Below are 24,879 nucleotides of genomic sequence, written 5' to 3' on the forward strand. Positions count from 1 at the left end.
CCTTGAGGGCGGGCGGCCCATCGCCGAGCGGCACCGTGCCCGCCGTGGACGTCCCGGCGGACGCACCGCATCGGTTCCCGGCGCGATCAGCTCAGTACGTTGAGCGCCCCCGGCTGCACCCGTACCGTCACCGGCAGGGTCGCGTCGACCTCGCCGTCGGCGCCGTACGGGAGCGGGCGGTCCGCCTCGATGCGGATCTCCTTGCCGCGCAGGATCTCCACCTGGGGGCGGTTCACGTGCGCTCCGGTCTTCAGCTCGTTCATCGTCGCGAAGAAGTGGCGCTTGGGGGCGTCTCCGATCACCACGACGTCGAGCATCCCGTCGTCGAGCCGCGCGCCGGGGGCGACGTTCCGGCCGAAGCCGTAGAAGCCGGAGTTCGCCGCGACGACGGTGTAGCCGTCGCGCTCGTGCAGCACCCCGTCGACCGTGATCCGGTACGCGGCCGACCGCCAGGCGAGGACGGCCCGCAGCCCGCCCGCGTAGTACGACGCCGCGCCCCGCAGCAGACGCGAGGCGTTGGCGTGGCGGTTGGCGACCGCGTCGACGCCCGCGTACACGCTTCCGAGGACGGAGACGCGCGCGTGGAACGCGGACTCGACCTCGATCGTGTCGACCGCGCGCGGCTCGCCGTCTAGCAGCACCCGCGCGAGCCCCGGGGCTTCGGTGGGCAGCTCCAGCGCGCGGGCGAAGTCGTTGCCGCGGCCTGCGGGAACCAGGCCGAACACCGTGTCCGTGCCGCTGAGCGCGCCACCGACGCAGCCGGCCATCCCGTCACCTCCGACCGCGAGCACGACGTGACCCTGTGCTCCCGCCCGGCGGGCGAGTTCCTGCGCGTGTTCCAGATTGCGGCTGTACACGGTGTCGAGGCGCGCGCCCGCTTCCCGCAGCAGCCGGGCCAGCGGGAGCAGGGCCGCCGTGCCGCTGGATCCCCCTGCGGTGGGGTTGACGACGGCGGTGAACTGTCGCATGGATCAGGCCTCCGGACGGGAGAAGGAGAGTCGGCGGACGGGTGGGGTCGGCTGGTGCGTTCAGCGGACGGGGATGAGGACGCCGGGGCTGAGGACGCCGGACGGGTCGACCTCGGCCTTGACCGCCTGCAGCATGCGGACTCCCAGGGGTCCGATCTCGCGGGCGTACCAGTCACGGTGGTCGGTACCGACACCGTGGTGATGGCTGATGGTGCCGCCGGCCGCCAGGATCGCGTCGTTGGCGGCCCGCTTCACGGGGTCCCAGTGGGCGACCGCGTCCTCGCCCTGCGCCGAGACGACGGTGAAGTACAGCGAGGCACCGTTCTCGTACGTGTGGGAGATGTGGCACATGACGAGCGGCGGGGTGCCTGCCTCGGTGAGCGCGCTGGTCAGCGCGTTGCGCACCCCCGCGTACAGCTCGGGCAGCGTGGACCAGAATCCGGCGGTCTCGAGCGTCTCCGCGAAGGCGCCGGCGTCGAGCAGAGCGTCACGCAGGTAGGGGGCGTTGTAGCGCCCGTGCTCCCACCGGTCACCCGGCTCCTCGCCGACGTACTCTCCGCCGGCGTCGAGCAGGATCTCGCGCGCGGCGGCGCGACGGGTCTCGGTCTCGGCTTCGGTGCCCTCGTAGCCGGTGATCGCCATGCAGCCGGAGCTCGGCGGGGTGTCGGCGGCGCCGATGGCGTCCGGCTGCGCGAGTCCGATGAAGGTCTCGGTCTCGTCCGACAGGCGCAGCACGGTGGGGCGCGGGCCGTCCTGGGCGAGTCGGCGCAGGGCGGCGGCCCCGGCCTCGAAGGAGGCGAAGCGCCAGCCCTCGTAGACGCGCTTCTGCGGCAGGGGGCGGATGCGGACGGTCACCGCCGTGATGACTCCGAGGGCGCCCTCGGAGCCGAGGATCAGCTGGCGCAGGTCGGGACCGGCCGCCGAGCGGGGGGCACGTCCGGTCTCGAGGGTGCCCTCCGGGGTGGCGACGGTGAGGGCGAGGACCATCTCGTCGAAGCGGCCGTATCCGGCGGAGGCCTGGCCGCTGGAGCGGGCCGCGGCGAAGCCGCCGACAGTTGCCCACTCGAACGACTGCGGGAAGTGGCCGAGGGTCCAGCCCTTCTCGTTCAGCAGTGCCTCGACCTGGGGGCCGCGCAGGCCGGGCTGCAGCGTCGCGGTGCGGGACACCTCGTCGACGGCGAGCAGCTGGTCCAGGCGGCGCAGGTCGAGGGCGACGAACGGCCGCTTCGTCTCGGGCGCGAGGCCGCCGACGACGGACGTACCGCCGCCGAACGGGACTGCGGACAGGCCGTGGGCGGCACAGGCGCGCAGCACGGCCAGCACCTCGTCATGGTCGGCCGGCAGTACGACGGCGGCCGGGATGTCGTCGACCTCGCCGGCCCGGATACGCAACAGGTCGGGGGTCGATTTGCCGCGGGTGTGCCGGATACGGCTCTCGGCGTCGTCGCGCAGCGCGTCCTGAGCCGCGAGCGCCGACGTGAGCGCGGCGCGCGCCTCGCCGGTCAGCGCCGGGGCGGGGAGCTCGATGTCGTCGAGGGTCGACGGGCCGCTTGCGCGGGGGGTGACGCCGAGCAGGTCACGCAGCAGGCCGGTCACCGCGTCGGGAAGGGGGGCCGCCTTGGCCGGGTCGCCCCAGCCGCTCCACAACATGTCCACTTCGAGAAGTTCCTCTCGGTCTGATTCACGGACGGTGCTGCCGCTCGGCCCGTACTGGCATTACACTGTGACAGATGACGCCCATTCGTCACAACCATTCGGACCGCAGCAACTCGGACCGCGGCCACTCCGACCGCAGCCGTACCGAGGCAGATCCCGTGCTGGACGCGGTGCGCGACTGCGTGCTCGCCGTCGGCGTACGGCGCACCACCCTCACGGACGTCGCCCGGCGCGCGGGCGTGTCCCGGATGACGCTGTACCGGCGATGGCCCGACGTCCGCAGCCTCGTCGGAGACCTGATGACCCGTGAGTGGATCGCCGTCGCCGCCGACGCCATGCCGGCCGGCGACGACAGCCGACCCGTCCGGTCGCGGATCGTGGACGGGCTCGTCGCGGGGGCAGCCGCGTTCCGAGACCACCCGCTCTTCCACAAGATCCTCGACGTGGACCCCGAACTGCTGCTGCCCTACATCCTCGACCGCCGGGGCGCCAGCCAGGAGGCCTTCCTCCGCCTCCTCGTCACCGCGCTCGGCGAAGGGCACGAGGACGGATCCGTACGGCGCGCCCCCGCGGACCTGCAGGCCCGGTCACTGCTGCTCGTCGTGCAGTCCTTCACGCTCTCGCTGCGAACCATGACCGACGAGACCGATCCCGAACTGAGCGCAGACGCCTTCCTCGACGAACTGCGCACCCTGCTGGAGAGGACCCTCACCCCATGAGCCCCGTGAACCCCCAGAGCAGCCCCACCCCGCCCGGCTCCTCGCTCAACGCCGAGCGCCGGAGCCGCGAACTCGCCGAACTCGCCGAAGGAACCGAGGTCGACGTCCTGGTCGTCGGCCTCGGCGCCACCGGAGCCGGAGCCGCGCTCGACGCGGCCACGCGAGGGCTCACCGTCGCCGCGATCGACGCCCACGACCTCGCGTTCGGCACATCCCGCTGGAGCTCCAAGCTGATCCACGGCGGACTGCGCTACCTCGCCACCGGACAGCTTGACGTCGCCCACGAGAGCGCCGTCGAACGCGGCATCCTGATGGAACGGACCGCTCCCCACCTGGTCCGCGCCCAGCCCTTCGTCCTGCCCCTCACCCCGCTCGTCAGCCGCGGCCAGGCCGCCCTCGCCCGCGCCGGCTTCATCGCAGGCGACCTGCTGCGCGCCTCCGCCCGTACGTCACGCGTCACCCTCCCCGCACCACGCACCCTGTCCGCCGTCGAGACACGCCACCTCGCCCCGGCCCTGCGCACCACGGGACTGCGCGGCGGGCTGCTCTCCTGGGACGGCCAACTCACCGACGACGCCCGGCTGGTCACCGCGATCGCCCGTACCGCGGCCGCGCACGGCGCCCGCATCCTCACCCGTACCCGCGCCCTCGAGCTCACCGGCGACGGCGCACTGGTCCGCGACGAGACGACCGGACAGGAGCTGCGCATCCGCGCCCGGGCCGTCGTCAACGCGGCCGGGGTGTGGGCGGGCGGCCTCGTCGACGACGTACGGCTGCGGCCCTCCCGCGGCACTCACCTCGTCCTGCGCGACGTCGACCTCGGCCGCCTCTCCGCCGGCCTGCACATCCCGATCCCGGGCGAGACCAACCGCTTCGTCCTCGTCCTTCCACAGGGCGACGGCCGGGTGTACGTCGGGCTCACCGACGAGCCTGTCGAGGGCGACGTCCCCGACGTGCCGGAAGTTCCCGAGACCGACATCGGCTTCCTCCTCGACGTCCTCGGCTCGGCCCTCGACGTCACCCTCCACCGCGCGGACGTGGTCGGGGCCTTCGCAGGCCTGCGGCCCCTCCTCGACACCAGTGGGCCGGGAGGCCGCACCGCCGACATCTCGCGCAAGCATGCCGTCCTCACCTCCTACGACGGCATCGTCACCGTCGTCGGCGGCAAACTCACCACCTACCGGCGCATGGCGCAGGACGCCGTCGACGCCGCCGTGGCCGCCCGGACCCTCATCGCCGGCCCGTGCCGCACCGCCTCCGTGCCCCTCGTCGGAGCCGCCCGGCCACAGGCCCTCGCCAACCTCGACGTCCCGGCTCGCCTCGTACGCCGCTACGGCACCGAAGCACCGGCCGTGCACGACCTCGGCGTCAAGAACCCGGACCTCGCCGAGCCCGTCGTCCCCGGCCACCCGGTCACCTGCGCCGAACTGCTCTGGGCCGTCCGCCATGAAGGCGCACTGGACACGTCCGACCTCCTCGACCGCCGCACCCGCATCGGCCTCGTCGCGAAGGACCGCGACACGGCGGAGCGGGCGGCCCTAGGGGTGCTCACGCAGACGGCCTGACCCGGCGGAGCCGGTCTCGGGGCACGGCCCGGCTGTCCGGCTCCGACTTCGGGCACCGGCTGCCTGGCCCGTGATCGGACTCGTGGGAGGCCCCGCGGCCAGGCAGCGCCGTCCGACCCGAAGGTGTTGCCGGCCGCAGCCTCCGGACTGTCCCGTACCAGGGGGACACACCCCGACCGGGCATCGTCGCGCCCCCATGGGGTAGGCGGGCGGTACGCACAGCCCGAAGGAGGAACCATGTCCGGATTCATCACGCGCATCAAGCAGTTCACCCGTACCCCGCAGGGACAGCGGGTCATCACCTCGACCCGGCGCGCCGCCACCGACCCCCGCAAGCGCGCCCAGGCGCGCTCGCTGCTCGATCGGTTGCGTGGGCGCCGGTGACGAGGCGGCCGGCACGGTCAGGCGTGTGCTGACAGGGAAGCCTCGCGTGGCGGAACGCGCTCCCACTCCCCCAACCCCACTCCGTCACCCACGTAGACTCCTTTCCCACGCCCGCGCGAACAGCGTGGGCAAGGGGGCCGACGGCACAGCCGCCATGTGTGACGTCGATCGGTGTTCCCTCGCCAGCGGCAGCAGTCCGAGCTTGGCCACCTCGATCGGGAGGCGGGGCGGCTTCCGTTCCTGCCAGGCGCCCGGCAGGAAGAGGGAACGGCCCGCTCGCGGCCTTGAGGCGCGCAGCACTCGGCCCGACGCTCCCAGTTCGGCCTCGGCCTCCTTGAAGCGGGCGGGCTTCCACCCGGTCCACGCCTTGACGTTGCGGTCCGTCGGGTCCGGCAGGGCGAGCAGCATCAGATGGAGCGCGGCGGCGTCCTCGCTCAGTCCGAAGGCCTTGGCGCACTCCTCGACGAGATGCGGTACGGAGCGCGTGGGGTCCTGCTCCCAGCCCGGGGGCCGCTCGCCGTCGGAGGCAAGGTGATTGCCGAGCGCGGCGAAGTCGTCGCTCAGCAGCAGCCTCAGGTCGGCGAGGGCGGGCAGCCCGGAGGGGCTGGGCAGCCACTGGGAAGGCAGTACGGAGTCGAGGTAGGCGTCCAGGGTGTCGAGCAGCGGATCGTCCGGCCCCTTCAGCGCGGCGGGGTCCACACGCAGATGACGCATGTCGAAGCTCGTGTCGGCCACCTCCGTGACCGCCGGATGAGCGGTGAGCGCCTCGGTGGAAGGAGGCTCCCCCATCAGGTAGTTGCTGTGCAATGAGAAGAGAGTGAGCGGGCCGGGATGCGCGGCCAGGTCGTCGCGAATCCTGGAGATCGCCGCGGCGACCACGGACCGCAGCGGATCGCCGGCCGGGGTGCGGTAGGCGGTCCAGGCGGCGATCCTCGGCAGGGCCGACGGCTGCGGTTCACCTGCCAGGCCGGCCCGGTGGTGGTCGAGACAGTTCGCCCCGGTGGCGAGGGACCCCAGGAGAGAGGGAAGCCGCAGGTGGGGCCACCAGCGCTCGCCTCTGCGCTCCGACCGGGCGAGGGCCGCCTCGCCCTTGGGAGGGTGCATCTCCTTGGTTGCGAGAGGCAGCAGTGCGGTGGGAACGGGCAGGGGGCTGCCCAGCTCCTGCAGCCACCACTCGGCGGCGCGGTCCACGTCGGGGCCCGTGCTCCACAGCTGTTCGGGATCGTCGGGGAGGAGCTTGTCGTAGAACGTCGCGAAGAACCGGGAGCCGAGCACGGACGTCAGGGCGGCGGCAGCCTCGTCCGCCTCGCTGCGTCGGATCTTCCATGCCTCCAGGTCGGCGGAGGGGTGATGGGAGAGGTAGTCGTCCTCCTCTTCCAACTGGTGCGGCGCGCAGGAGACGTGTGCCATCAGCAGCACCGCGGCTTCCACCGGCGAGAGGCCCAGACGCTCGGCGAGAGCTGCGGCGAGCTCCGGACGGGCCGGTGCCGGGCCGCGCTCGCGGTACAGCGCGACGAAGCGTGCGAACCAGTCGGCAGGGCGCACCGGCTCGAGAACGTGGGCACGCGTGAGCTTCACTCCTGCGGCCGCCAGGGGGCCGTCCTCGGCGAAGGAGCCGTCGGGGGCGTACTCCCACAGCATCCGGTGGGGGTTGGTCCCTCGGCTGACCAACACGACGGCGACGGACGTGGCCGTCCGGAAGACCTGCCCCTGGGTTGGGGCGTAGGCGCCGGTGCGGTCCTCGGGCGCCTCGCAGTAGACGATCCGCCAGCGACCCGGTTCACCGGCGGCGACGGGATGGGTCGTGTACGTCATCAGCGACTGGCCCGCCCGGCCGCCCGGCCTGGAGGAGACGGCGCACAGGGCGAGTGGCGCGGCGTGGGCGTGCGGCCGGTGGAACAGGTCGTGGCGGAGTGAAATGTCGAACCTGGTGCTGGGCTGCGCGAGGTCACCGTCCCAGACGGCGGTGTCCCGCTCCGCGAACCGCATCATCTGACGGGCCATCTGGATGTAGGGCGCTTCCCTCCCCGCCTCGGGGGTCGGCTTCGCGTCGTCCATGTCCGGGGTGAGGCGGCGGACGAGCCGCTCGAGGCCGGCGCGGCAGTTGACGGCCATCACCACGGAGCGTGCGGCCAGGCTGTTGATCGGTTCGCCCAGTTGCGGCAGCGCTTCCAGGATCGGTCCGCGATTGGGGCCCCGGACGCCCTCCCGCTCGACGCCGTAGGGCTGGAGTTTGCCCAGCGCCTCCTCCACCTGCGCCCGCGTGACAGTCTCGGGCAGCTCGGCCATCAGCAGCGTCATGACATCCACTGCCGCGAACTCCGCGGCAGCGTCCGCGTTCTTGAGGAGCAGGTCCACCGCCACGCCCACGTGGACGAAGCGGCCGAGCAGCAGGACCAGCTCCTCGAAGTCGACCCCCGCGCGCAGCTTCGCCCGCTCGCGGTCGCACCAGGCACGGATCTCCTCGTGTCCGATCGGGTTGTCGAACAGCTCGGGGATGTGCTGCCAGCCCTTTGTTTCGTGAGGCTGGTACCAGCTGTTGCCCCCCAGGTCCTTGGTGGTCATCTCCAGATCGGCGCGCACCCGTGCCCGCAACTCGCGGGCGAATCGCTCGTCCGCCCGCAGATGCTCCAGCTTCGGCCGACGACCGAGCAGGAGGGTGTACAGCTGCGACGGGCCGAGGAGTTCCGGTGGGTCTGCGACGGGCGCGCCGTGCTCCAGCAGGAGGTCGATCAGGTCGAGAGGCGTCTTTGCGTCGCTTCGGTCACCGAACTGCCGATAGCGGAACGTCACGGGAACACCATCGGCCGCCAGCCGCGGCGCGATCATCTCGGCGATCTCGTACATGACGGGCGAGGGGCCGTGGTGGTGGCTGTTCGCCCGGACACACTCGGAGAACCAGACCGCGGCCGCACCCGCGGGCAGACCCTCTGCCTCACCGGTGAGCCGTGCCAGCGCGCCGGTGCGCTCCAGCAGCGCCCGCCACAGGGTGGGGTCGTCTCCGAAGTGACGCGGACGCAGCTTCAGCACCCGGTCGACCGCTGTGGGTGCATGGTCACCCAGAAGGTCCAAGGCCGTGCCCTTGAGGCAGTCGGTCCAGAACTTGTCGTCGCGCAGCGACACACCGTCTGCTTCGAGTATCTCGCCGAGCAGTGTGGCCAGTTCCCGCTCGGCGTTGAGGCCGGCGGCCTTGGCGATCTTGCGTACGTCGGCGGCCAGTTGCGGGTACACCTCGGACGACGCCTGGACGCGGCGGATCGCCACCAGGCGGAAGCGGACGAGGTCCGCCTCGGTCGCCACTCCCTTGACGGCCAGCTCGCGGGCCCAGGCACGCAGGACCGTGGCGGAGAGGGCCTGGCCGTCGGCGTACGCGAGGTAGCGGCCCAGCAGCCACTCCTTGTCGACCTTGCGCGCCTGCACGCGTTCGGCGGTGCGGGCCCGCCCGAACCAGGCGGCGGCTGCCGGCTGCTCGCGCAGCCGCAGCGCCAGGTCGGCCATCTCGTCGAGAAGGGTGATGAACAGCGCGGGAGCCGACTCCTCGAGTCCTTGGAGTTCGCTGTCGACATCGGGCTTGTAGACGAGACTCCACCGGTGCGTGCGTCCCTGGAGGCTGAGGAGCTTCTGGGTCACCAGCTCCTCGAGGCCGGGGTGGGCGGCGATGATCCGCTCGGGGAAGGGGAGCCCGCCGTCGGAGAGGTCCGGTATGCCGGTGGAGAAGCATCCGTCCGGCTCCCAGTGCTCCTCGCGCATCAAACGGTCGCGGTACGGAATGAGTTGTTCGGGAAGCAGTTGCGTCAGTGTGAGCCCGTCGAACCCGACATACGTACGGGCCCACAGGCCGCCGTCGCCCAGCTCGTCGCCGAGGTCGACATCCTCCGTCTCCAGCGCCTCCTGCCACAGCGGATCGGCGTCGGCCAGTGCACGTGGCACGGCGGCCCCGGCCAGGGCCCACTCACGAGCCTGCCGGCGGCACTCCTCACGCTGCTCCCTCAGATGCCTCCGTGCCTCGAACTGCGCATCCAGCCCTGGTGCGCCGGCGATGGGGCCGGGGAAGCTCTTCAGTCTCCGCCCCTGCGGATTGCGGTAGACGATCTCCAGATCGTCCGTCAGTTCTGCGGTGTAGCCGTTCTTTTCGACACGCGTACCCATGCGTCGGTCTCCCCGTGGTGCTGATCGATGGCAACTACGTTACGGGGCGTCACTGACATCGCCGCTCGCACCTCACGCGCTGGACCTCCGTCCCTTCCGCTCCCCCGCCCCTTCAGGCCGAGGACGGCGGCGAGGAGCAGCGCGACCAAGGCGGTGCCGGTGGTGCCCCGCCAGCCGAAGGTGTCGAGCACGGGAGCGGCGAGGCCGGTGCCGATGGCGCCGATCGTGAAGTAGAGGACGAGATAGACGCTGCTGAGGCTGCCGGAGCGTTGGGGGTCGAGGGCGATGACGCGGCTCTGGTTCGCGGCCTGGGCGGCGAAGCAGCCGGCGTCGAAGAGTGCGAGTCCGGCCGCCACGACCGGTGGGGAGTTCAGGCCTGTGGCCAGCAGGGCGGTACCGGCCGCGGCAGCGAGTACCGCGGTGGTGATGACGGCGTGGGCGCCGTACCGGTCGACGAGGCGTCCGGTCACGGGGAGTACGGCGAAGCCGAGGAGTCCGGCGAGGCTGTACAGGCCGATGGCGGTCGGGGCGAGGGAGTGGGGCGGCTGAGCCAGCGCGAGGCCGAGGGCGACCCAGGTGAGGTTGAAGGCGAAGTACCAGAGCCCGCCGGTGGCCACCGCGGAGCGCAGTTGCGGGTGTTGCCGCAGGAGCGGGGGAAGCGAGGTGAGGGTGGCGCGGTAGCCGAGGCGGGAGTGCGGGCGCTGCCCGGGCAGAAGCGCGGCGGTGGCGATCGCCCCGAGCAGAGCGAGGGCGGCGAAGACGAGCAGCATCCGCCGCCACCCGAGGAGGTCGGTGAGCGTGCCGCCCACCATGCGGCTGAGCAGGATGCCGGCCGACATGCCGGCAGCCACGGTGGCGACGCTCCTTCCGCTGCGCCCGGGCGGGGCGTGGCGGCCGGCGATGCTGCCGGCCTGGGCCGCGACGCCGGCCGCGGCACCGATGACCAGGTAGGCGGCCAGGAGCACGGTGGCGCCGGGTGCTGCTGCGGCGAGGGCGAGAGCGGCCGCAAGGGCGGTGAGCTGCGCGGCGACGAGCCGGTTGGGGGCGAGGTGGTCGGTGAGTGGCAGCAGGAGGGCGAAGCCGGCCATGCAGCCGGCGAGTGCGGCGGTCGGTACGAGGCCGATCACGGAGAGAGGGACGTCCAGGTCGGCGGCGACGATGGTGAGCGCGGGCTGGAGTGCGTAGTTGTTGGCGATCGCCGTTCCGGCTATGGCGGCCAGGAGGAACGTGCCGCCTCGGGGAAGGGGGCGCATCAGGGCTGTGTGCCGCGGGTCAGGACGACGGCGTAGCGGCATTCGGTGTCGGTGGTGTTGGCGAAGACGCGCGGGGTGGGTTCGCCGAGTTCGATGGTGTCGCCCGCTTCGAGTTCGTGGACCGAGTCGCCGTCGTGGAAGGTCAGGTGGCCGTCGAGGACCCAGACCACCTGTCGTACGAAGGCGAAGGCTGCGGCCGGGTAGGGCACGCGGGCTCCGGCGGGCAGGTGGATCTCGGCGATCTCCGCCGGGAAGTGGGGGCCGGCGATCTGGCGTCGCCGGTATCCGGTGGCGGGGTCGCGCCACTCGGCCGCGTCTTCCCGCCGTCGCACTCCTGCGACTTCACCCGTCTCGTCCTGTGTTCCTTCAGCCAGGGCGAGCAAGGAGGAGACGCTGAGCTGGAAGGCGGCGGACAGCTTGCCCAGCACGACGGCGGTGGGGCTGCTCTCGCCGCGCTCGATCCTGCTGATCATCGCCTGGGAGACCCCGGAGGCCTCCGCGAGCTGGGCCAGGGTCCACCGGCGGCGCTCCCGCTCGGTGCGGACGCGGTCCGCGATCTGCGCCACCAAGGGGTCTACTATGTTGGACATGAATCCAATATACGAGAGAAGCGAGGTCGTGACGGTGCGCCGGGCGCGCCCCGCCGATGCGGAGGCCATCCGGGCGATACGTAACCACGCGATCGAACACTCGACGGCCCTGTGGACCGACACGCCTCAGTCCCCCAGCGAAGGCGCCGCCTGGCTCCACGCCCATGTGGAGCGCGGCTCGGCGTTCGCGGCGGAGGTGGAGGGCGAGGTGGCCGGCTTCGCGGTCTACGGACCGTGGCGGGATCTCGACGGGTTCCGCCACACGGTGGAGAACTCGGTCTACGTCCGCGAGGACCGGCACGGGCTCGGCGTCGGATCCGCGTTGCTGGCCGCCCTCATCTCCTCGGCGCGCCAGGCGGGCCACCATGTGGTGATCGCCGACATCGAGGCCGAGAACACCGCGTCGATCCGACTGCACGAACGGTTCGGCTTCCACCACGTCTGTACGGTGCCGGAGGTCGGCACCAAGTTCGGCCGATGGCTCGACCTCACCATCATGCGTCTTCCCCTGACCTGAGCCGCCGCGACGTGAGTGACCACATGGACTGGCCGCAGCCTCTTCGGCGACGACACGGCGACCCCTCTCCGCTCATCAATGCGCCGCGCAGACCACCGACATCGCCGAAGGAGATGGCTTCCCGCTCTCAGGACGAATCTCTGTAGCGAGTCGCCATCGCGGAGGCGCGGTCGTGCAGGGAGCTCCTCAACGACATCGGGGCCAGGGCTTCCGCGTCCGTGCCGAGCTGCCACAGCGCCCATTCGGCGTGTCGTGCATCCTGGAACGTCACCTCCAGCCGCAGCCGGCCGTCCTCTTCGGGCTCTTCGGCGCGGACGGCGAGCGCGGTGTCCAGCAGGTCCTCCCGCCGCGCCGGGTTCACCCGTACCAGCACGGTGAGGTGACCATCGGAGAGAAACTGCGCGGAGCGTTCCCGCCAGATCCGGTCCAGATCGACCCGATTCGGCCGCTGTGCCGCTTCGGGAAGTTCCTCGGCGGCCAATACCCGTGACAGCCGGTACGTGCGGTCCGCGCCGGATCTCGTGGCCAGCAGGTAGCCCCGGTCTCGTACGGTGACCAGGCCGATCGGGTCGACCGTGCGCCACTGTGGCGTCTGGCCCGTGGCCGCGTAGTGGATGCGCAGTTTGTGTCCCGCGAGCACCGCGCGCCGGACCTCGATCATCGTCGTGTCGGGTACCTCGTCGGCACCCAGCCGGCGTGAGAGCAGGTCGGTCTCCGGCTCGACGAGAAATCGCTGGACCCCGTCGCTCGCGATGGCCCGGTGGCTTTCGGGCAGCGCGTCGACCACCTTCCGCATCGCCGAAGCGAGCGCCGAGCTGAGGCCGAACACCTGCTCGCCGCGCGCCGCTCCTGCGGTCAGCAAGGCAAGGGCCTCGTCGTGGTTCAGTCCGGTGAGCTCGGTCCTGAATCCGGGCAACAAGCCGAAGCCGCCGTGCCGCCCGCGCTCGGCGTAGACCGGGACGCCGGCCGCGGACAGCGCCTCGATGTCGCGCAGCACGGTGCGGGTGGACACCTCCAGCTCGCGGGCCAGCGTGTCCGCAGTCATCCGACCGTGCCGGCGCAGCAGTAGCACCAGTGAAACCAGGCGGTCGGCGCGCATGCGAGGACTCTAACGAAATACATGACCAAGGGTGTCGTGATTTGTTGGGAGGCTCGCTCACACGACGTCCAAGCCGGCGGTTGCCGAGCCGATGGACGTCCGTACTGCCCAATGAACCGAATGGAGCTGATGTGGCGATGGAGCGAACGGCGATCAACCCGGTGGCGTGGTCGGTGGAGATGGGGTTCAACCAGGGTGAGGTCGTCTCCGGCCACACACGGACCCTGTACATCTCGGGCCAGACGGCGATGAGCGGCGACGGCAAGCCTGAGCATGACGGTGACATGGCGGCGCAGTTGGCGCTGAGCATCGACAACCTGGAGGCCGTGCTCGGCGAGGCCGGGATGTCTCTCGCGAACCTCGTCCGGCTGAACGTCTACACGACCGATGTCGATCTGCTCTTCCAGCACTACGGCGGGCTGGCGGCGCGGTTGGGCGCCGCCGGGGTGGCGCCGGCCACGACGATGCTCGGGGTGAACCGACTGGCGATCCCCGGCCAGATGGTGGAGCTCGAGGGGACCGCCGTCGCATGATGTGACGTCACCCCCTCTGCAGCAGGCGGGTGAGTGGTATCCGCTGCTCAGGGTGGTGACGAAACGACCGTCGTCCATGCCATCGACGGCGAGTCGTTCCCGCACCGGCTGTGGCACGCAGACGTCCGCCTGCTGCTCGACCTACACGGCGCCCTCGGTATCCGCGGAGCCGAGTACGTGTGCTCGAGCAGCCAGGTGGCGACGGCGCCGCCACCGCGGGCGCCGGGCTGGTGCGGGAACAACCTGGGGTCGGCAGCGGCTACGAGGCGTAGCGCGAACGGCCCCACACATGGGTGGTCAGCACCTGGCCGAGTGCCAGGGTGCTGAGGCCGAACATCAGGACACCCAGGGGGACATGGAGCGAGGGCATGTGCGCGATGCCCAGGACGACCTGCACCGAGGCGAGGACGAGGAAGCCGGTCGCGTACAGGATGGGGCGGGGCGTGCCGCCGCCCGGCCGCCAGGCGAGGATCGCGGCAAGTACGTAGAGCATGGACGCGCCGTACATCACGCGCGATCCGACGTCGTGCAGCAGCGCGCCGTGGGACGAGGTCAGCAGCATGCCGGCGGTGGCTGCCTGAAAGAAGAGCGTCAAGGTCTGCAGGGCGATCGCGACGTTGAGGAAGGTGACGCCGCGCGGCTTGGTCGTCGCCTGTCTGGCCATGGTGTGGTCCCTCTCGTTCGGTATGTGGCAGGGATGGATGGTGTCTCGGCAATCCGATGTGTTCATCGCAGCGTCAGAGGGGTCTCGGTCCCGAGGCGGGTGAGCTTCTCGGGGTTTCGGACGTAGTAGAGGCCGGTGATGAGGGTGTCCTCCACGTGGAGGGCCATGACGCCGTCGAGTTCGCCGTCGAGGTGTACGGCGAGCGCGGGGCTGCCGTTGAGCACGGTGTGTTCGCAGGTGATCGTGGCTCGGGGCTTGGCGGAGCCGCCGAAGTAGAAGCGGACCACCGTCTCGGCGCCGATGATGGGCCTGAGCGCGGCCCGCTTGACGCCGCCACCGTCGCTGAGCAGGACGATCTCGGGCGCGAGCACGTCGAGGAGATCCTGTGGGTTCCCGGTTTCGATGGCTCGCTGGAACGACTCCACGGCGGCCCGGGTCAGGCTTGCGGACGCCGCCTTGCGGGGGCGGCGGGCGTCGACGTGCTTGCGGGCACGGTGAGCGATCTGACGGACGGCGGCGGGGGTCTTGTCGACGGCCTCGGCTATCTCGTCGTAGCCGACGTCGAAGACCTCGCGCAGCACGAACACCGCCCGCTCGGTCGGCGAGAGCGTCTCGAGGACGAGCAGCATCGCCATCGACATGCTCTCGGCGAGCTCGACGTCCTCGGCCACGTCCGGCGCGGTCAGCAGCGGCTCGGGCAGCCACTGGCCGACGTACGCCTCCCTGCGACGCTGCATGGTGCGCAGCCGGTTGAGCGCCTGCCGCGTCGTGATCCGGACCAGGTACGCCCGCTGGTCACGCACCAGCCTCAGGTCGGCCTTGACCCACCGCAGCCAGGTCTCCTGGAGGACGTCCTCGGCATCGGCCGCCGATCCGAGCATCTCGTAGGCGACGGTGAAGAGCAGGTTGCGGTGTGCCACGAACGTGTCGGTCGCGGGGTCGGTGGCGTGGTCGGTCATGTCTCGGTCTCTTCCTGTCGAATGACTGCTCAGGCTGCCAGTTCCACGGTGGCCGACGTCACGAAAACGTCGTCCCGCTGCCCCGGGCGGTTGGCCCCCATGACCTTGGCATCTCCGTTGCCGCGCACGACGCGATCGGTGTTCTCGGTCATGGCATCTCCTCCGTCTCATCGGCTGCGACATCAAGACACCGCGCGATCAACGACTGTGACAGTGTGTGAGGCAGATCACTCCATACGCCCGGCTCGGGCGTCGAGAAGAGCACAGAGCCCGGGCCGTCCGCTGAGTTCGAGCCGGGCATGGAAACGATCCCAGCACCCTTGATCGGACCCGGCGACCGCGCCGGCGCCCGGCCGAAGTCCGCGCCCCTGCCACCCGCCGAAGCGGCGGGTAGGTCTGACGCGGACGGCGTAAGAGCGTACGTGCGGTCTGCGCGGTGCGCCGGGCCGCCCGGGCGGGACCGACCGGACGGGACGTCGTGCCGTCGTGGCGGCGGCGAGTTCGGCCGTAGCGCGGGCGGTAAGATCGGCAATCTATCCGTAATAAGCGGATCAGTGACGAGTGCGCGCCTTATTTGATTATTCGTCATTTTGTATGCCAATAGGCGTCGATCGCGTCGCCGCAGGACACAACTCGCCGCGCTCGTTGGCAGTTCTCATGCTGGATTCACATGACCTCGTAAAGTTCGTTGAGTTTGGGCGGGTTTCATGACTTTGGGGACAGGTTCCACGACGGGGGTTCGGGAAGCGTGCCGGGCCGAGGGGCACGGCGAGGTGACCGTTACGCGCCATCGATGGGGTGGCTTCCGATGTGAGTCGCGGTTCGTCCGCGGCCGTTCGGCGCGCATCGGGACGCTGGTCCTGGTCGGCGGCGCGTTCCAGACGAAGGAGAGTTGGGGCCGCCTGGAGCGCGAACTGTTGGAGTTCGCCGACGTACTGACCGTCGACCTGCCCGGCTGGGGAGCCAGCCCCGTCCTGCCCGAGCACTATGGATCCGACTTCCTCGCGGATGCCTTGGGGCACATGCTCGATGAGCTCGGACTGAACTCGGTGAATCTCCTCGGCGGGTCCTACGGCAGCGCCGTCGCCTACCGGCTCGCGCAGAAGCGTCCCGGTCTCGTCGCGAAGTTGGTGCTCATCGGCACCATGACGCACATCCCCGAACAGGCACAAGGCCCGATCCGTCGGAGTGTCGAGCTGCTGAAGGCCGAGCGGATCGAAGAGTTCACCGATGTGACACTCGGCATGCTCATGAACCTCGACACGGTCGATTCCGTGGTGGCGGGGACGCGGGTACGGCGGTTCCTCCGCCGCCGGCTGCAGAACCTGACCCCCCACGACAGGGAGCAGTTCATCGCGAACACGCAGCGCCTGCTCCGACACGAAGGGCTCGACCTGCACCAGCCGCCGCCGATGCCCGTTCTGGTCGCGTCCGGCGAGCACGACAGCTTCACGACGCCCGACCGGTGCCGCGACCTCGCCGCCACCTGCGCCGACAGCCGACTCGCCGTCGTGTCCGACGCCGACCACATGCTGCCCGTGGAACGACCGGTGGAGCTCGTGGACCTGGGCATGCGGTTCCTCATGGATGAACCGCTGGAGGGCCGTGACTATCTCCGCGCCGTCGAGCGCGTCTCGCCCGTGGTCGCCGTGTGATCCATGGGGAGGCCAGCCGGTGGGTACGGGCGCCGCGCCCGCACACATCCGCCGGCCGGACAGCACCCCGCCGTGCCGCATCCGCCCGGCTGACCAGCGCCCGCCGCACCGGCTTGACCTTGACACGGTGACAAGGTCTTCACTGTGGCCGAGGAGGTGGTCCCGATGACCATGGCGAAACAGGACACGGATACGACGCGAGCCCTCCAGGGGCTGGAGGACGGCCGCTCGTCGGTGCGGCTGCGGACAGCGTTGGCGGTCGGCACGACCCCCGACGCGCGGTTCGTCGACAAACTGATCGAGCGCTGCGCGGTCGAGCCCGAGTTCTACGTGCGCGAGATGCTCACGTGGGCACTCACCCGACACTCGTCATCGGTGACGGTTCCAGGGCTTCTCCACGAAGTCCGGTCGGAGCGGGCGCAGGCACGGAGCCAGGCGCTGCACACGCTGTCCAAGATCGGGGACCGGCAGGCGTGGCCGGCGATCACACGGGGGCTTCTGTCCGACGCCGACGACGAGGTGGCGCGGAGCGCCTGGCGGGCAGCCGTCGTGCTCGTACCCGCTGAGGAGGAGCCCGAGTTGGCCGGCGTGCTGGCGACTCAGCTCGGGCGCGGCGACCGTGAGACGCGGTTGAGCCTGAGCCGGGCGCTGATCGCGCTCGGCGAGGTGATCCTGCCGGCTCTTCGGGCTGCGAGCACGGATCCGGATCCTCGCGTACGTGAACACGCGATCGCCACGGAGCGGTTTCTGCGCGACCCGGATGCCGGGTTCGAGTTCGCGATCGAGGAGGCGAAGCGCGTCGTAGCGCTCGGCGGGAAGGGCCAGGAGGGGCAGTAGGACGTGTTGATCGGTGATGTGGCACGACGGTCCGGGGTCAGCGCCCGGATGCTCAGACACTACGAGTCGCTCGGCCTCGTGCGGCCGACGGGCCGTACCGAGGCGGGCTATCGCGAGTACTCGGCCGAGGACATCCGGCGCATCTTCCACATCGAGAGCCTGCGCTCCTTGGGGCTGTCGCTGCGTGAAGTCGGCAGCGCACTGGATGATCCCGGTTTCAAGCCCTCGGCGCTCGTCGACGATCTCATCCGCCAGACCCGCGAACGCATCGCCGCTGAGACGGCGCTGCTCACGCGGCTCCGTCGGATCGGTGCCGCGGAACCCGACGGCTGGGAGGACGTGCTCCAGATCGTCGCACTCCTCCATGCCCTGGGGTCGGAGAGTGCCGGCAAACGTCAGCGCGCGGCCCTGTCCTCGGTCGAAGGGGTTCCGGTACCCGTGGAAGCGCTGGCCGAGGCGGCGTTGGGCGAGTCGGACCCGAACGTCGCCGGAGCCCTTCGATGGGCTCTGGCGCAATCGGGCGACGGAGGGTTGACGCTGCTGGCGGAGGGCCTTGGCTCGCCGGCGGCCGAGGTGCGGGAGCGTGCGGTCAGGTCGATCGCCGAGATTCCGAGCGATGGGGCGACCGCGCTGTTGCGGGATGCCCTGACGAACTCCGACATCACGGTCCGCAGATGTGCGGCTGTGGCGCTCGGGGTACGTGGAGTGGCCGACGCGGTTCCGACGCTCATCGACATGGTCTTCGAGGAGACGAATGACGTGGATGCGGCCGATGCACTGAGCGTGCTGGCGCGTGATCCCGTGCTGGCGGATCAGATCGCCACCAGGCTTGTCGAGTTCCTCGCCCGCGGCACCAGCGGTCCGTCCGCACGTCGACGGCTGACTCAGGCACTCGCGGACATCCCGGGACTCACGGCGTCACGTGCCCTTGCGGATCTGTCGCATGACGAAGACCGTGGCGTTGCGCTCACTGCCGCGTACATTCTCACGCTGCGCGATGCCCCATGACGATCCTTGCCCTTTGCCGCTGGTCACCGCACGCGTAGTGCTCCCACGGATGCCGAGTGGGAACGGTCGCGGCCGTTCCTGCCGGTCGGCAGGACAGCCCGGCCGTCCGAAGCCGGCGAGGCCCCGGCAACCGACCGTGACGACGTACGAGCCCGGCCCCCCCTCACCGACCCCGGCCGCCCCCTACTGCGCCGCCCGTTCCTGAAGGGTGGTCTGCCAGGCCGGAGGCTGCTCCTCCTGGTTCGTCTCCGCGCGGCGGCCGCCGCGGGTGAAGAAGTCGGCCAGCGGCAGGATCGCCGCGCCGACGGTGACGGCGTCCGGGCCGAGGGTGCCGAGGTCGATGCGTACGTGCGCGGCCGGGTACGAGAGGGCGTAGGAGGTGGCGTAGGCCCGTACGGAGTCCAGGAAGCGGGCGCCGAGTTGGAGGCCGGCCCAGCCGCCGACGAGGATGCGCTCGGGCTGGAAGAGGTTGATGAGGTCGGAGAACCCGGCGCCGAGGTACTCGGCGGTCTCCTCCAGAACGGCCAGGGCCGTGTCGTCGGCCTCCGGTACGACACCGTCGGCGGCGGGTGCCGGGTAGGCGGCGGCGAGCATCGCGGTCAGCGCGGTCTCCTCGTCCGCGTCCGCGGGTGGGCGGCCGCCCGCTTCGGCCCAGCGCTGGAGCAGCGCCTCCGCCCCCGCATACGCCTCCAGGCAGCCCTGGGCGCCGCAGCGGCAGCGGCGGCCCCGTACCCGTACGGTCAGATGGCCCCACTCCACGGCCCGGCCCGGTCTCATGTCGTCGGCGACGACACAGGCACCGACGCCCGAGCCGAAGAGGACCACGACCGCGTTGCGCGCGCCCCGGCCGGCTCCGAACCACATCTCCGCCTGGCCGAGCGTCTTCGCGCCGTTGTCGATGTAGTAGGGGACGGTGTCGGGCAGCAGCCGGGACTCACGCAGCAGCCGCTCCAGCGGTACGGCGTCCCACCCGATGGTCTGCCCGTGCACGACGGCGCCGTCGTCGCCGGTCCTGGCGACGATGCCCGGCACGCCGATGCCGACACCGAGCAGGCGCTCCGCCGCGATACCGGCCCGCTCCAGAACCTCTGTGATGCCTTCTCGGAGATGGCCGACGACGACCCCGACGTCGTAGCGGTCGACCCGCCGCTCCCCCTTCGTCTCCAACGGCCGCTCGACCCGCGCGAGTTCGGTCAGCGCCAGGTCGAAGAGCTCGATCCGCACCCGGGTCTCGCCGACGTCCACCCCGATCATGTACCCGCTGTGGGGGCTGATGCGCAGCAGCGTGCGGGGGCGGCCGCCGGCGGAGTCGACGCTGCCCGCCTCCTCCACCAGGCCCTCGGTGACCAGTTCGGCCACCACGTTGCTCACGGACCCCGAACTCAGGCCGGTGACCGGCCCGAGCGAGAAGCGGCTCAACGGCCCGTCGAAATACAACCGTTGCAACACCGCGGTGCGGTTCTCCCGCCGCAGGTCACGCACTGTACGGCCGCTGCGCACTGTCACCCTGCCCCCTCGTCGTCATGTTCTTGCAAGCAACATACCGCTGTCACGACTCTTGACGCGACCTTCGCTTGAGGTTTAACTCACATCCTAAATTAAGCCCTGAGGTCGTTCGGGAACTGAACGCGGGACCATGCGCCGTTCCCCCTCGCGGGCGATCCGCCACTCCACGAAAGGCCCCTGGAGTCATGCGCAGAACCCGAGCTGCAGCCGTCGGCGCCGTCACCCTCTCCCTCGTCCTCTCGGCGGCCGCCTGCGGCGGCGGCACCTCCGGCGGTGCCGGGTCCAACGAGAACCCCAAGACGCTCACCTATTGGGCGTCCAACCAGGGCGCCAGTATCGAGGTCGACAAGAAGGTCCTCCAGCCCGAACTCGACAAGTTCGAGAAGCAGACCGGGATCAAGGTGAAGCTGGAGGTCGTCCCCTGGAACGACCTGCTCAACCGCATCCTCACCGCCACGACCTCCGGCCAGGGCCCCGACGTCCTCAACATCGGCAACACCTGGAGCGCCTCCCTGCAGTCCAGCGGCGCCCTGCTCCCCTGGGACGCGAAGAACTTCGAGAAGATCGGCGGCAAGGACCGCTTCGTGGCGTCGGCGCTCGACTCCACCGGTGTCCAGGGCCAGGACCCCGCGGGCGTCCCGCTGTACTCCATGGCGTACGCCCTCTACTACAACAAGAAGATGTTCGCGGACGCGGGTATCGCCAAGCCGCCGGCCACCTGGGACGAACTGGTCGCCACCGGCAAGAAGCTCAGCAAGGACGGCAAGTCCGCGATCGGCGTAGAAGGCTCCAACCTCGCGAACAACATCCACCAGGTCTTCGTCCTCGGCAAGCAGCACGGGGCGGACTTCTTCACCCCCGACGGCAAGGCCGACTTCACCTCCGACGGTGCCGTGGCCGCGGTCGAGCAGTACGTCGACCTGATGGCCGAGCACAAGATCGTCGCCCCGGGCAACGCCGAGTACGCGCAGAACCAGTCCCTCGGCGACTTCTCCAACGACAAGACCGCCATGGTGCTGTGGCAGACCGCCTCCGCCACCTTCGCCTCGCAGGGCATGAAGGAGGACGAGTGGGGTGTCGCGCCCGCTCCCGTGCAGTCCGGAGCTCCAGGGCAGGGCAAGTCCACCAATTCCATGGTCGCCGGCATCAACATGGCCGTCTTCAAGAACACCAAGAACATCGACGGCGCCATGAAGTTCGTGAAGTTCATGACCGGTGACGAGGAGCAGAAGATCCTCAACAAGGCCTACGGGTCGATACCGCCGGTCTCCTCCGCCCAGCAGGACCCCGCGTTCAACACCCCGGCCCTCGCCGTCCTGCGCGAAACCCTCGCCACCAGCGCCGCCGCACTCCCCCAGGTGCCGGAGGAGTCGCAGTTCGAGACGGTCGTCGGCACCGCCGTCAAGGAGCTCTTCGCCGAAGCGGCCGCCGGCCGTGAGGTGACCACCGAGTCGGTGCGAGCGAAGCTCGAGAAGGCCCAGCAGCAGATGCCCAAGAAGTGAGCACGGACACCGACATGACGACCACCGCCATCGAACCGGCGGGACGGACCGCACCGAAGCTCACCCCCGGGAAGGCGCGGAGCCCGCGCCCTCCCGGGCGGCTCCGCCGCATCTCGCTGCCGTACCTGCTGCTGCTCCCCGCGCTCGTCCTTGAGCTCCTGGTCCACCTGGTGCCGATGGTCATCGGCATCGTCATGAGCTTCAAGGAACTCACCCAGTTCTACATCCGGGACTGGGGCACCGCTCCGTGGGCCGGCTTCGACAACTACGCCCTCACGGTCGACTTCGACGCCCCGGTGGGCCAGGCGCTGTTGAACTCCTTCCTCACCACCTGCCTGTTCACGCTGCTCTCCGTCGGACTGTGCTGGCTGCTGGGCACCGCCGCCGCGATCTTCCTCCAGGAGACCTTCCGTGGCCGGGGCATACTGCGGACGATCTTCCTCGTCCCCTACGCCCTGCCCGTCTACGCCGCCGTCATCACCTGGGCGTTCATGTTCCAACGGGACAACGGCCTGGTGAACCACGTACTGCACGACCAGCTCGGGCTCACCGACAGCCCGCCGTTCTGGCTGATCGGCGAGAACAGCTTCGTCACGCTGCTCGTCGTATCGGTGTGGAAGGGCTGGCCCTTCGCCTTCCTCATCATGATGGCCGGTCTGCAGAACATCCCCCGGGAGATCTACGAGGCCGCCGCCCTGGACGGCGCGGGCGTCTGGCAGCAGATCCGCCGGATCACGCTGCCCTCGCTGCGCCCGGTCAACCAGGTGCTCGTCCTGGTGCTCTTCCTGTGGACGTTCAACGACTTCAACACGCCGTTCGTACTGTTCGGCAAGGCGGCCCCCGAGGCGGCCGACGTGATCTCGATCCACATCTACCAGTCGTCGTTCCAGACCTGGAACTTCGGCACGGGCGCGGCCATGTCGGTCCTGCTGCTGCTCTTCCTGCTCGTCGTGACGGGCGTCTACCTCCTGGCCACCTCCCGCGGAAGGAAGACGGGCGATGCCTGAGACCACCGCACGCCGCCCGCCCCGCTCCCCCATGGCCCCGCCGCGGTCCTTCCTGTGGAGCAGGCGGATCTTTCTGACTCTCCTCACCGGATTCGTCCTGCTGCCGGTGTACGTCATGATCTCGAGCTCGCTGAAGCCGCTGCAGGACGTCTCGGGGAAGTTCCAGTGGATCCCCTCAGAGCTCACGATCCGGCCGTACGTCGACATCTGGGAGACGGTCCCGCTCGCCGACTACTTCATGAACTCGCTGATCGTGGCCGGTTCGGCGACCGTCTGCTCCGTCGTCATCGCAGTCTTCGCCGCCTACGCGGTCAGCCGGTACTCCTTCCGCGGCAAGCGGGTCTTCACGGTCACGGTGCTGTCGACCCAGATGTTCCCCGGCATCCTCTTCCTGCTGCCGCTGTTCCTCATCTACGTCAACATCGGCAACGCCACCGGGATCGCGCTGTTCGGCTCACGCGGCGGCCTGATCCTCACCTATCTCACCTTCTCCCTGCCGTTCTCGATCTGGATGCTCATCGGGTACTTCGACTCGGTGCCCCGCGAACTGGACGAGGCCGCCAAGGTCGACGGCTGTGGTCCGCTCGGCGCGCTCTTCCGGGTGATCGTGCCCGCCGCGATCCCCGGCATCGTCGCCGTCGCCGTCTACGCCTTCATGACGGCGTGGGCCGAAGTGCTGTTCGCCTCGGTGATGACCAACGACGCAACCCGCACCCTCGCGGTGGGCCTCCAGGGCTACTCGACCCAGAACGACGTGTACTGGAACCAGGTCATGGCCGCTTCCCTCGTCGTGAGCGTGCCCGTCGTGGCCGGCTTCCTCCTCCTTCAGCGCTATCTCGTCACCGGACTCACCGCCGGAGCGGTCAAGTAGTCCCCCTCCATCAGCACGCCTTGAGAGGATCTCCGTGTCCGAAGCGACCGACTCCCTACCCACAGACCTCGCCGCCCTCCCCCGGGACTTCGTCTGGGGCACGGCCACCTCGGCCTACCAGATCGAGGGAGCCGTGGCGGAGGACGGCAGGTCCCCCTCCATCTGGGACACGTTCTCCCACACTCCCGGCAAGGTCGACAACGACGACCACGGCGACGAGGCCTGCGACCACTATCACCGGTGGCCCGAGGACTTCGCGCTCATGAAGCGGCTCGGCACCGACGCCTACCGGCTGTCCGTCGCCTGGCCGCGCGTCGTCCCCGGCGGCGACGGACCGGTCAACACCCCCGGCCTCGACTTCTACGACCGGCTCGTCGACGGGCTCCTCGCCGCCGGCATCACACCGTCGGTGACCCTCTACCACTGGGACCTTCCCCAGGCCCTCCAGGACCGGGGCGGCTGGACCTCGCGCGAGACCGCCGAGCACCTCGCCGCGTACGCCTCCGCCGTCGCCGGCCGGCTCGGGGACCGCGTCACCCAGTGGGCCACCCTCAACGAGCCGCTCTGCTCGGCGTGGATCGGCCACCTGGAGGGCCGGATGGCCCCGGGTCTGACCGATCTGACCGCCGCCGTCCGCGCCTCCTACCACCTCCTGCTGGGCCACGGTCTGGCCACGCAGGCCCTGCGCGCGGCCGCGCCCGGCGCGCAGATCGGTCTCGTCACCAACCACTCCACAATCGAGGCCGCCTCCACCGGCCCCGAGGACATCGCGGCGGCCGTCCGGATGGACGGGCACACCAACCGCTGGTGGCTCGACCCCGTCTACGGGCGCGGCTTCCCGGTCGACATGCGCGAGCTGTACGGGGTCGAGCTGCCGGAACGCCCCGGTGACCTGGAGACGATCGCCGCACCGCTCGACTGGCACGGCCTCAACTACTACTTCCCGGCGACCGTCGAGGACGACCCCACAGGTCCCCTCCCGTACGCGAAGGAAGTGCGTCTGCCCGACGTACCGCGCACCGGCATGGACTGGCAGATCGACGCCGGAGGGCTCGAGGCGCTGCTGCTGCGGCTGACCGAGGACTACGGGGTACGGCAGCTCTACGTCACCGAGAACGGCTCCGCGTTCCCCGATGCCGTGGGCCCCGACGGCGCCGTGCACGACCCTGACCGGATCCGGTACCTGGAGCAGCACATCGCGGCCTGCGCCCGGGCCGTACGCAAGGGCGCACCGCTGGCGGGTTACTACGCCTGGTCCCTGCTGGACAACTTCGAGTGGGCCTACGGCTACGACAAGCGTTTCGGCCTCGTCCACGTCGACTACGCGACCCAGGCTCGCACGATCAAGGCGAGCGGACACCGGTACGCGGAGATCATCCGGGCCCACCGGGAGGCGAGCGCGGGCAGCTGAGCCAGACGTACGGCAAAGGGCCCCGC

The 24,879-nt window shown here is 70.4% G+C and carries 22 protein-coding genes; 12 read left to right on the forward strand and 10 right to left on the reverse strand.

Translation table 11 applies throughout. The features are described 5' to 3' along the window. Positions 1 to 86 precede the first annotated feature (86 nt). Positions 87 to 968, reverse strand: a complete 882-nt coding sequence (locus ACFC0D_RS24935) for a diacylglycerol/lipid kinase family protein (protein WP_376439923.1) — start codon at positions 966 to 968, stop codon at positions 87 to 89. A 60-nt stretch (positions 969 to 1,028) separates the two neighbouring features. Then, the gene (locus ACFC0D_RS24940) at positions 1,029 to 2,624 is read right to left on the reverse strand and encodes an FAD-binding oxidoreductase (protein ID WP_376439925.1); all 1,596 of its coding nucleotides are present in this window, start codon (positions 2,622 to 2,624) and stop codon (positions 1,029 to 1,031) included. A gap of 74 nt (positions 2,625 to 2,698) precedes the next feature. On the opposite strand from ACFC0D_RS24940, the gene ACFC0D_RS24945 reads away from it, so the two are divergent. The 3 genes from ACFC0D_RS24945 to ACFC0D_RS24955 all read left to right on the forward strand — a co-directional run bounded on the left by ACFC0D_RS24945 (position 2,699) and on the right by ACFC0D_RS24955 (position 5,292). After that, the gene (locus ACFC0D_RS24945) at positions 2,699 to 3,343 is read left to right on the forward strand and encodes a TetR/AcrR family transcriptional regulator (RefSeq protein ID WP_376439928.1); all 645 of its coding nucleotides are present in this window, start codon (positions 2,699 to 2,701) and stop codon (positions 3,341 to 3,343) included. Continuing rightward, complete coding sequence (locus ACFC0D_RS24950) at positions 3,340 to 4,908, forward strand: glycerol-3-phosphate dehydrogenase/oxidase (protein WP_376439931.1); 1,569 nt, start codon at positions 3,340 to 3,342, stop codon at positions 4,906 to 4,908. The genes ACFC0D_RS24945 and ACFC0D_RS24950 overlap by 4 nt, the downstream gene beginning before the upstream one ends. 237 nt (positions 4,909 to 5,145) lie before the next feature. Then, positions 5,146 to 5,292 carry a hypothetical protein gene (locus tag ACFC0D_RS24955; protein ID WP_376439933.1) on the forward strand — a complete coding sequence of 49 codons (147 nt, stop codon included), beginning with the start codon at positions 5,146 to 5,148 and terminating at the stop codon, positions 5,290 to 5,292. A gap of 84 nt (positions 5,293 to 5,376) precedes the next feature. Here the strand turns inward: ACFC0D_RS24955 and ACFC0D_RS24960 are convergent, their stop codons facing one another. Genes ACFC0D_RS24960 through ACFC0D_RS24970 form a run of 3 tightly spaced genes read right to left on the reverse strand, consistent with a single transcriptional unit; the run spans position 5,377 to position 11,284 of the window. Continuing rightward, complete coding sequence (locus tag ACFC0D_RS24960) at positions 5,377 to 9,441, reverse strand: hypothetical protein (protein ID WP_376439935.1); 4,065 nt, start codon at positions 9,439 to 9,441, stop codon at positions 5,377 to 5,379. Next, the gene (locus ACFC0D_RS24965) at positions 9,399 to 10,694 is read right to left on the reverse strand and encodes an MFS transporter (RefSeq protein WP_376439938.1); all 1,296 of its coding nucleotides are present in this window, start codon (positions 10,692 to 10,694) and stop codon (positions 9,399 to 9,401) included. The genes ACFC0D_RS24960 and ACFC0D_RS24965 overlap by 43 nt, the downstream gene beginning before the upstream one ends. Further along, on the reverse strand, positions 10,694 to 11,284 hold the full coding sequence (locus ACFC0D_RS24970) for a helix-turn-helix domain-containing protein (protein ID WP_376439941.1): 591 nt from the start codon (positions 11,282 to 11,284) through the stop codon (positions 10,694 to 10,696). The genes ACFC0D_RS24965 and ACFC0D_RS24970 overlap by 1 nt, the downstream gene beginning before the upstream one ends. On the opposite strand from ACFC0D_RS24970, the gene ACFC0D_RS24975 reads away from it, so the two are divergent. After that, positions 11,283 to 11,801, forward strand: coding sequence for a GNAT family N-acetyltransferase (locus tag ACFC0D_RS24975; protein WP_376439944.1), 519 nt, complete (start codon positions 11,283 to 11,285; stop codon positions 11,799 to 11,801). The two genes, ACFC0D_RS24970 and ACFC0D_RS24975, sit on opposite strands and share 2 nt — an antisense overlap. Before the next feature lie 127 nt (positions 11,802 to 11,928). Here ACFC0D_RS24975 and ACFC0D_RS24980 read toward each other — a convergent pair whose 3' ends face one another. After that, positions 11,929 to 12,900 carry a helix-turn-helix transcriptional regulator gene (locus ACFC0D_RS24980; protein WP_376439947.1) on the reverse strand — a complete coding sequence of 324 codons (972 nt, stop codon included), beginning with the start codon at positions 12,898 to 12,900 and terminating at the stop codon, positions 11,929 to 11,931. Positions 12,901 to 13,037: 137 nt separating this feature from the next. On the opposite strand from ACFC0D_RS24980, the gene ACFC0D_RS24985 reads away from it, so the two are divergent. Next, positions 13,038 to 13,433, forward strand: a complete 396-nt coding sequence (locus ACFC0D_RS24985) for a RidA family protein (RefSeq protein ID WP_376439950.1) — start codon at positions 13,038 to 13,040, stop codon at positions 13,431 to 13,433. A 259-nt stretch (positions 13,434 to 13,692) separates the two neighbouring features. Here ACFC0D_RS24985 and ACFC0D_RS24990 read toward each other — a convergent pair whose 3' ends face one another. From ACFC0D_RS24990 to ACFC0D_RS25000, 3 genes are all read right to left on the reverse strand, one after another. Further along, complete coding sequence (locus tag ACFC0D_RS24990; protein WP_376439953.1) at positions 13,693 to 14,097, reverse strand: hypothetical protein; 405 nt, start codon at positions 14,095 to 14,097, stop codon at positions 13,693 to 13,695. Positions 14,098 to 14,159: 62 nt separating this feature from the next. After that, entirely contained in the window at positions 14,160 to 15,056 is an 897-nt protein-coding gene (locus tag ACFC0D_RS24995) for an RNA polymerase sigma-70 factor (protein WP_376439956.1), read from the reverse strand. A 29-nt stretch (positions 15,057 to 15,085) separates the two neighbouring features. Continuing rightward, positions 15,086 to 15,208 (reverse strand): hypothetical protein, encoded by a 123-nt coding sequence (locus tag ACFC0D_RS25000; protein WP_376439958.1) that lies wholly within the window; start codon positions 15,206 to 15,208, stop codon positions 15,086 to 15,088. Positions 15,209 to 15,829: 621 nt separating this feature from the next. On the opposite strand from ACFC0D_RS25000, the gene ACFC0D_RS25005 reads away from it, so the two are divergent. The 3 genes from ACFC0D_RS25005 (at position 15,830) to ACFC0D_RS25015 (ending at position 18,556) form a co-directional block, all read left to right on the forward strand. Then, on the forward strand, positions 15,830 to 16,711 hold the full coding sequence (locus ACFC0D_RS25005) for an alpha/beta fold hydrolase (RefSeq protein WP_376439961.1): 882 nt from the start codon (positions 15,830 to 15,832) through the stop codon (positions 16,709 to 16,711). Positions 16,712 to 16,876: 165 nt separating this feature from the next. Beyond that, on the forward strand, positions 16,877 to 17,548 hold the full coding sequence (locus ACFC0D_RS25010) for a HEAT repeat domain-containing protein (protein WP_376440036.1): 672 nt from the start codon (positions 16,877 to 16,879) through the stop codon (positions 17,546 to 17,548). Between the two features lie 3 nt (positions 17,549 to 17,551). Continuing rightward, the gene (locus tag ACFC0D_RS25015) at positions 17,552 to 18,556 is read left to right on the forward strand and encodes a MerR family transcriptional regulator (RefSeq protein ID WP_376439964.1); all 1,005 of its coding nucleotides are present in this window, start codon (positions 17,552 to 17,554) and stop codon (positions 18,554 to 18,556) included. 183 nt (positions 18,557 to 18,739) lie between these two features. Here ACFC0D_RS25015 and ACFC0D_RS25020 read toward each other — a convergent pair whose 3' ends face one another. Next, entirely contained in the window at positions 18,740 to 20,062 is a 1,323-nt protein-coding gene (locus ACFC0D_RS25020) for an ROK family protein (RefSeq protein WP_376439967.1), read from the reverse strand. Between the two features lie 185 nt (positions 20,063 to 20,247). Here ACFC0D_RS25020 and ACFC0D_RS25025 point away from each other — a divergent pair, with 185 nt between their 5' ends. From ACFC0D_RS25025 to ACFC0D_RS25040, 4 genes are read left to right on the forward strand one after another with little or no spacing between them, the layout of a single operon-like run. Beyond that, the gene (locus ACFC0D_RS25025; RefSeq protein WP_376439970.1) at positions 20,248 to 21,564 is read left to right on the forward strand and encodes an ABC transporter substrate-binding protein; all 1,317 of its coding nucleotides are present in this window, start codon (positions 20,248 to 20,250) and stop codon (positions 21,562 to 21,564) included. A 14-nt stretch (positions 21,565 to 21,578) separates the two neighbouring features. Further along, positions 21,579 to 22,571, forward strand: a complete 993-nt coding sequence (locus tag ACFC0D_RS25030; RefSeq protein ID WP_376439974.1) for a carbohydrate ABC transporter permease — start codon at positions 21,579 to 21,581, stop codon at positions 22,569 to 22,571. A gap of 31 nt (positions 22,572 to 22,602) precedes the next feature. After that, positions 22,603 to 23,442, forward strand: coding sequence for a carbohydrate ABC transporter permease (locus tag ACFC0D_RS25035; RefSeq protein ID WP_376440039.1), 840 nt, complete (start codon positions 22,603 to 22,605; stop codon positions 23,440 to 23,442). A 34-nt stretch (positions 23,443 to 23,476) separates the two neighbouring features. Beyond that, on the forward strand, positions 23,477 to 24,853 hold the full coding sequence (locus ACFC0D_RS25040; RefSeq protein WP_376439977.1) for a GH1 family beta-glucosidase: 1,377 nt from the start codon (positions 23,477 to 23,479) through the stop codon (positions 24,851 to 24,853). The last annotated feature ends 26 nt before the right edge of the window (positions 24,854 to 24,879 follow it).

Source organism: Streptomyces sp. NPDC056222, assembly GCF_042264065.1.
GTDB lineage: Bacteria > Actinomycetota > Actinomycetes > Streptomycetales > Streptomycetaceae > Streptomyces.

What these genes read in the sequence shown, in the direction of transcription:
- ACFC0D_RS24985 (WP_376439950.1), top strand. Translation starts at nt 13,038, where the DNA reads ATGGAGCGAACGGCGATCAACCCGGTGGCGTGGTCGGTGGAGATGGGG.
- ACFC0D_RS24935 (WP_376439923.1), bottom strand. Translation starts at nt 968, where the DNA reads ATGCGACAGTTCACCGCCGTCGTCAACCCCACCGCAGGGGGATCCAGC.
- ACFC0D_RS24970 (WP_376439941.1), bottom strand. Translation starts at nt 11,284, where the DNA reads ATGTCCAACATAGTAGACCCCTTGGTGGCGCAGATCGCGGACCGCGTC.
- ACFC0D_RS24975 (WP_376439944.1), top strand. Translation starts at nt 11,283, where the DNA reads ATGAATCCAATATACGAGAGAAGCGAGGTCGTGACGGTGCGCCGGGCG.
- ACFC0D_RS25025 (WP_376439970.1), top strand. Translation starts at nt 20,248, where the DNA reads ATGCGCAGAACCCGAGCTGCAGCCGTCGGCGCCGTCACCCTCTCCCTC.
- ACFC0D_RS25030 (WP_376439974.1), top strand. Translation starts at nt 21,579, where the DNA reads ATGACGACCACCGCCATCGAACCGGCGGGACGGACCGCACCGAAGCTC.
- ACFC0D_RS24980 (WP_376439947.1), bottom strand. Translation starts at nt 12,900, where the DNA reads ATGCGCGCCGACCGCCTGGTTTCACTGGTGCTACTGCTGCGCCGGCAC.
- ACFC0D_RS24995 (WP_376439956.1), bottom strand. Translation starts at nt 15,056, where the DNA reads ATGACCGACCACGCCACCGACCCCGCGACCGACACGTTCGTGGCACAC.
- ACFC0D_RS25000 (WP_376439958.1), bottom strand. Translation starts at nt 15,208, where the DNA reads ATGACCGAGAACACCGATCGCGTCGTGCGCGGCAACGGAGATGCCAAG.
- ACFC0D_RS24960 (WP_376439935.1), bottom strand. Translation starts at nt 9,441, where the DNA reads ATGGGTACGCGTGTCGAAAAGAACGGCTACACCGCAGAACTGACGGAC.
- ACFC0D_RS24950 (WP_376439931.1), top strand. Translation starts at nt 3,340, where the DNA reads ATGAGCCCCGTGAACCCCCAGAGCAGCCCCACCCCGCCCGGCTCCTCG.
- ACFC0D_RS24990 (WP_376439953.1), bottom strand. Translation starts at nt 14,097, where the DNA reads ATGGCCAGACAGGCGACGACCAAGCCGCGCGGCGTCACCTTCCTCAAC.
- ACFC0D_RS25035 (WP_376440039.1), top strand. Translation starts at nt 22,603, where the DNA reads ATGGCCCCGCCGCGGTCCTTCCTGTGGAGCAGGCGGATCTTTCTGACT.
- ACFC0D_RS24955 (WP_376439933.1), top strand. Translation starts at nt 5,146, where the DNA reads ATGTCCGGATTCATCACGCGCATCAAGCAGTTCACCCGTACCCCGCAG.
- ACFC0D_RS24945 (WP_376439928.1), top strand. Translation starts at nt 2,699, where the DNA reads ATGACGCCCATTCGTCACAACCATTCGGACCGCAGCAACTCGGACCGC.
- ACFC0D_RS24965 (WP_376439938.1), bottom strand. Translation starts at nt 10,694, where the DNA reads ATGCGCCCCCTTCCCCGAGGCGGCACGTTCCTCCTGGCCGCCATAGCC.
- ACFC0D_RS25010 (WP_376440036.1), top strand. Translation starts at nt 16,877, where the DNA reads ATGACCATGGCGAAACAGGACACGGATACGACGCGAGCCCTCCAGGGG.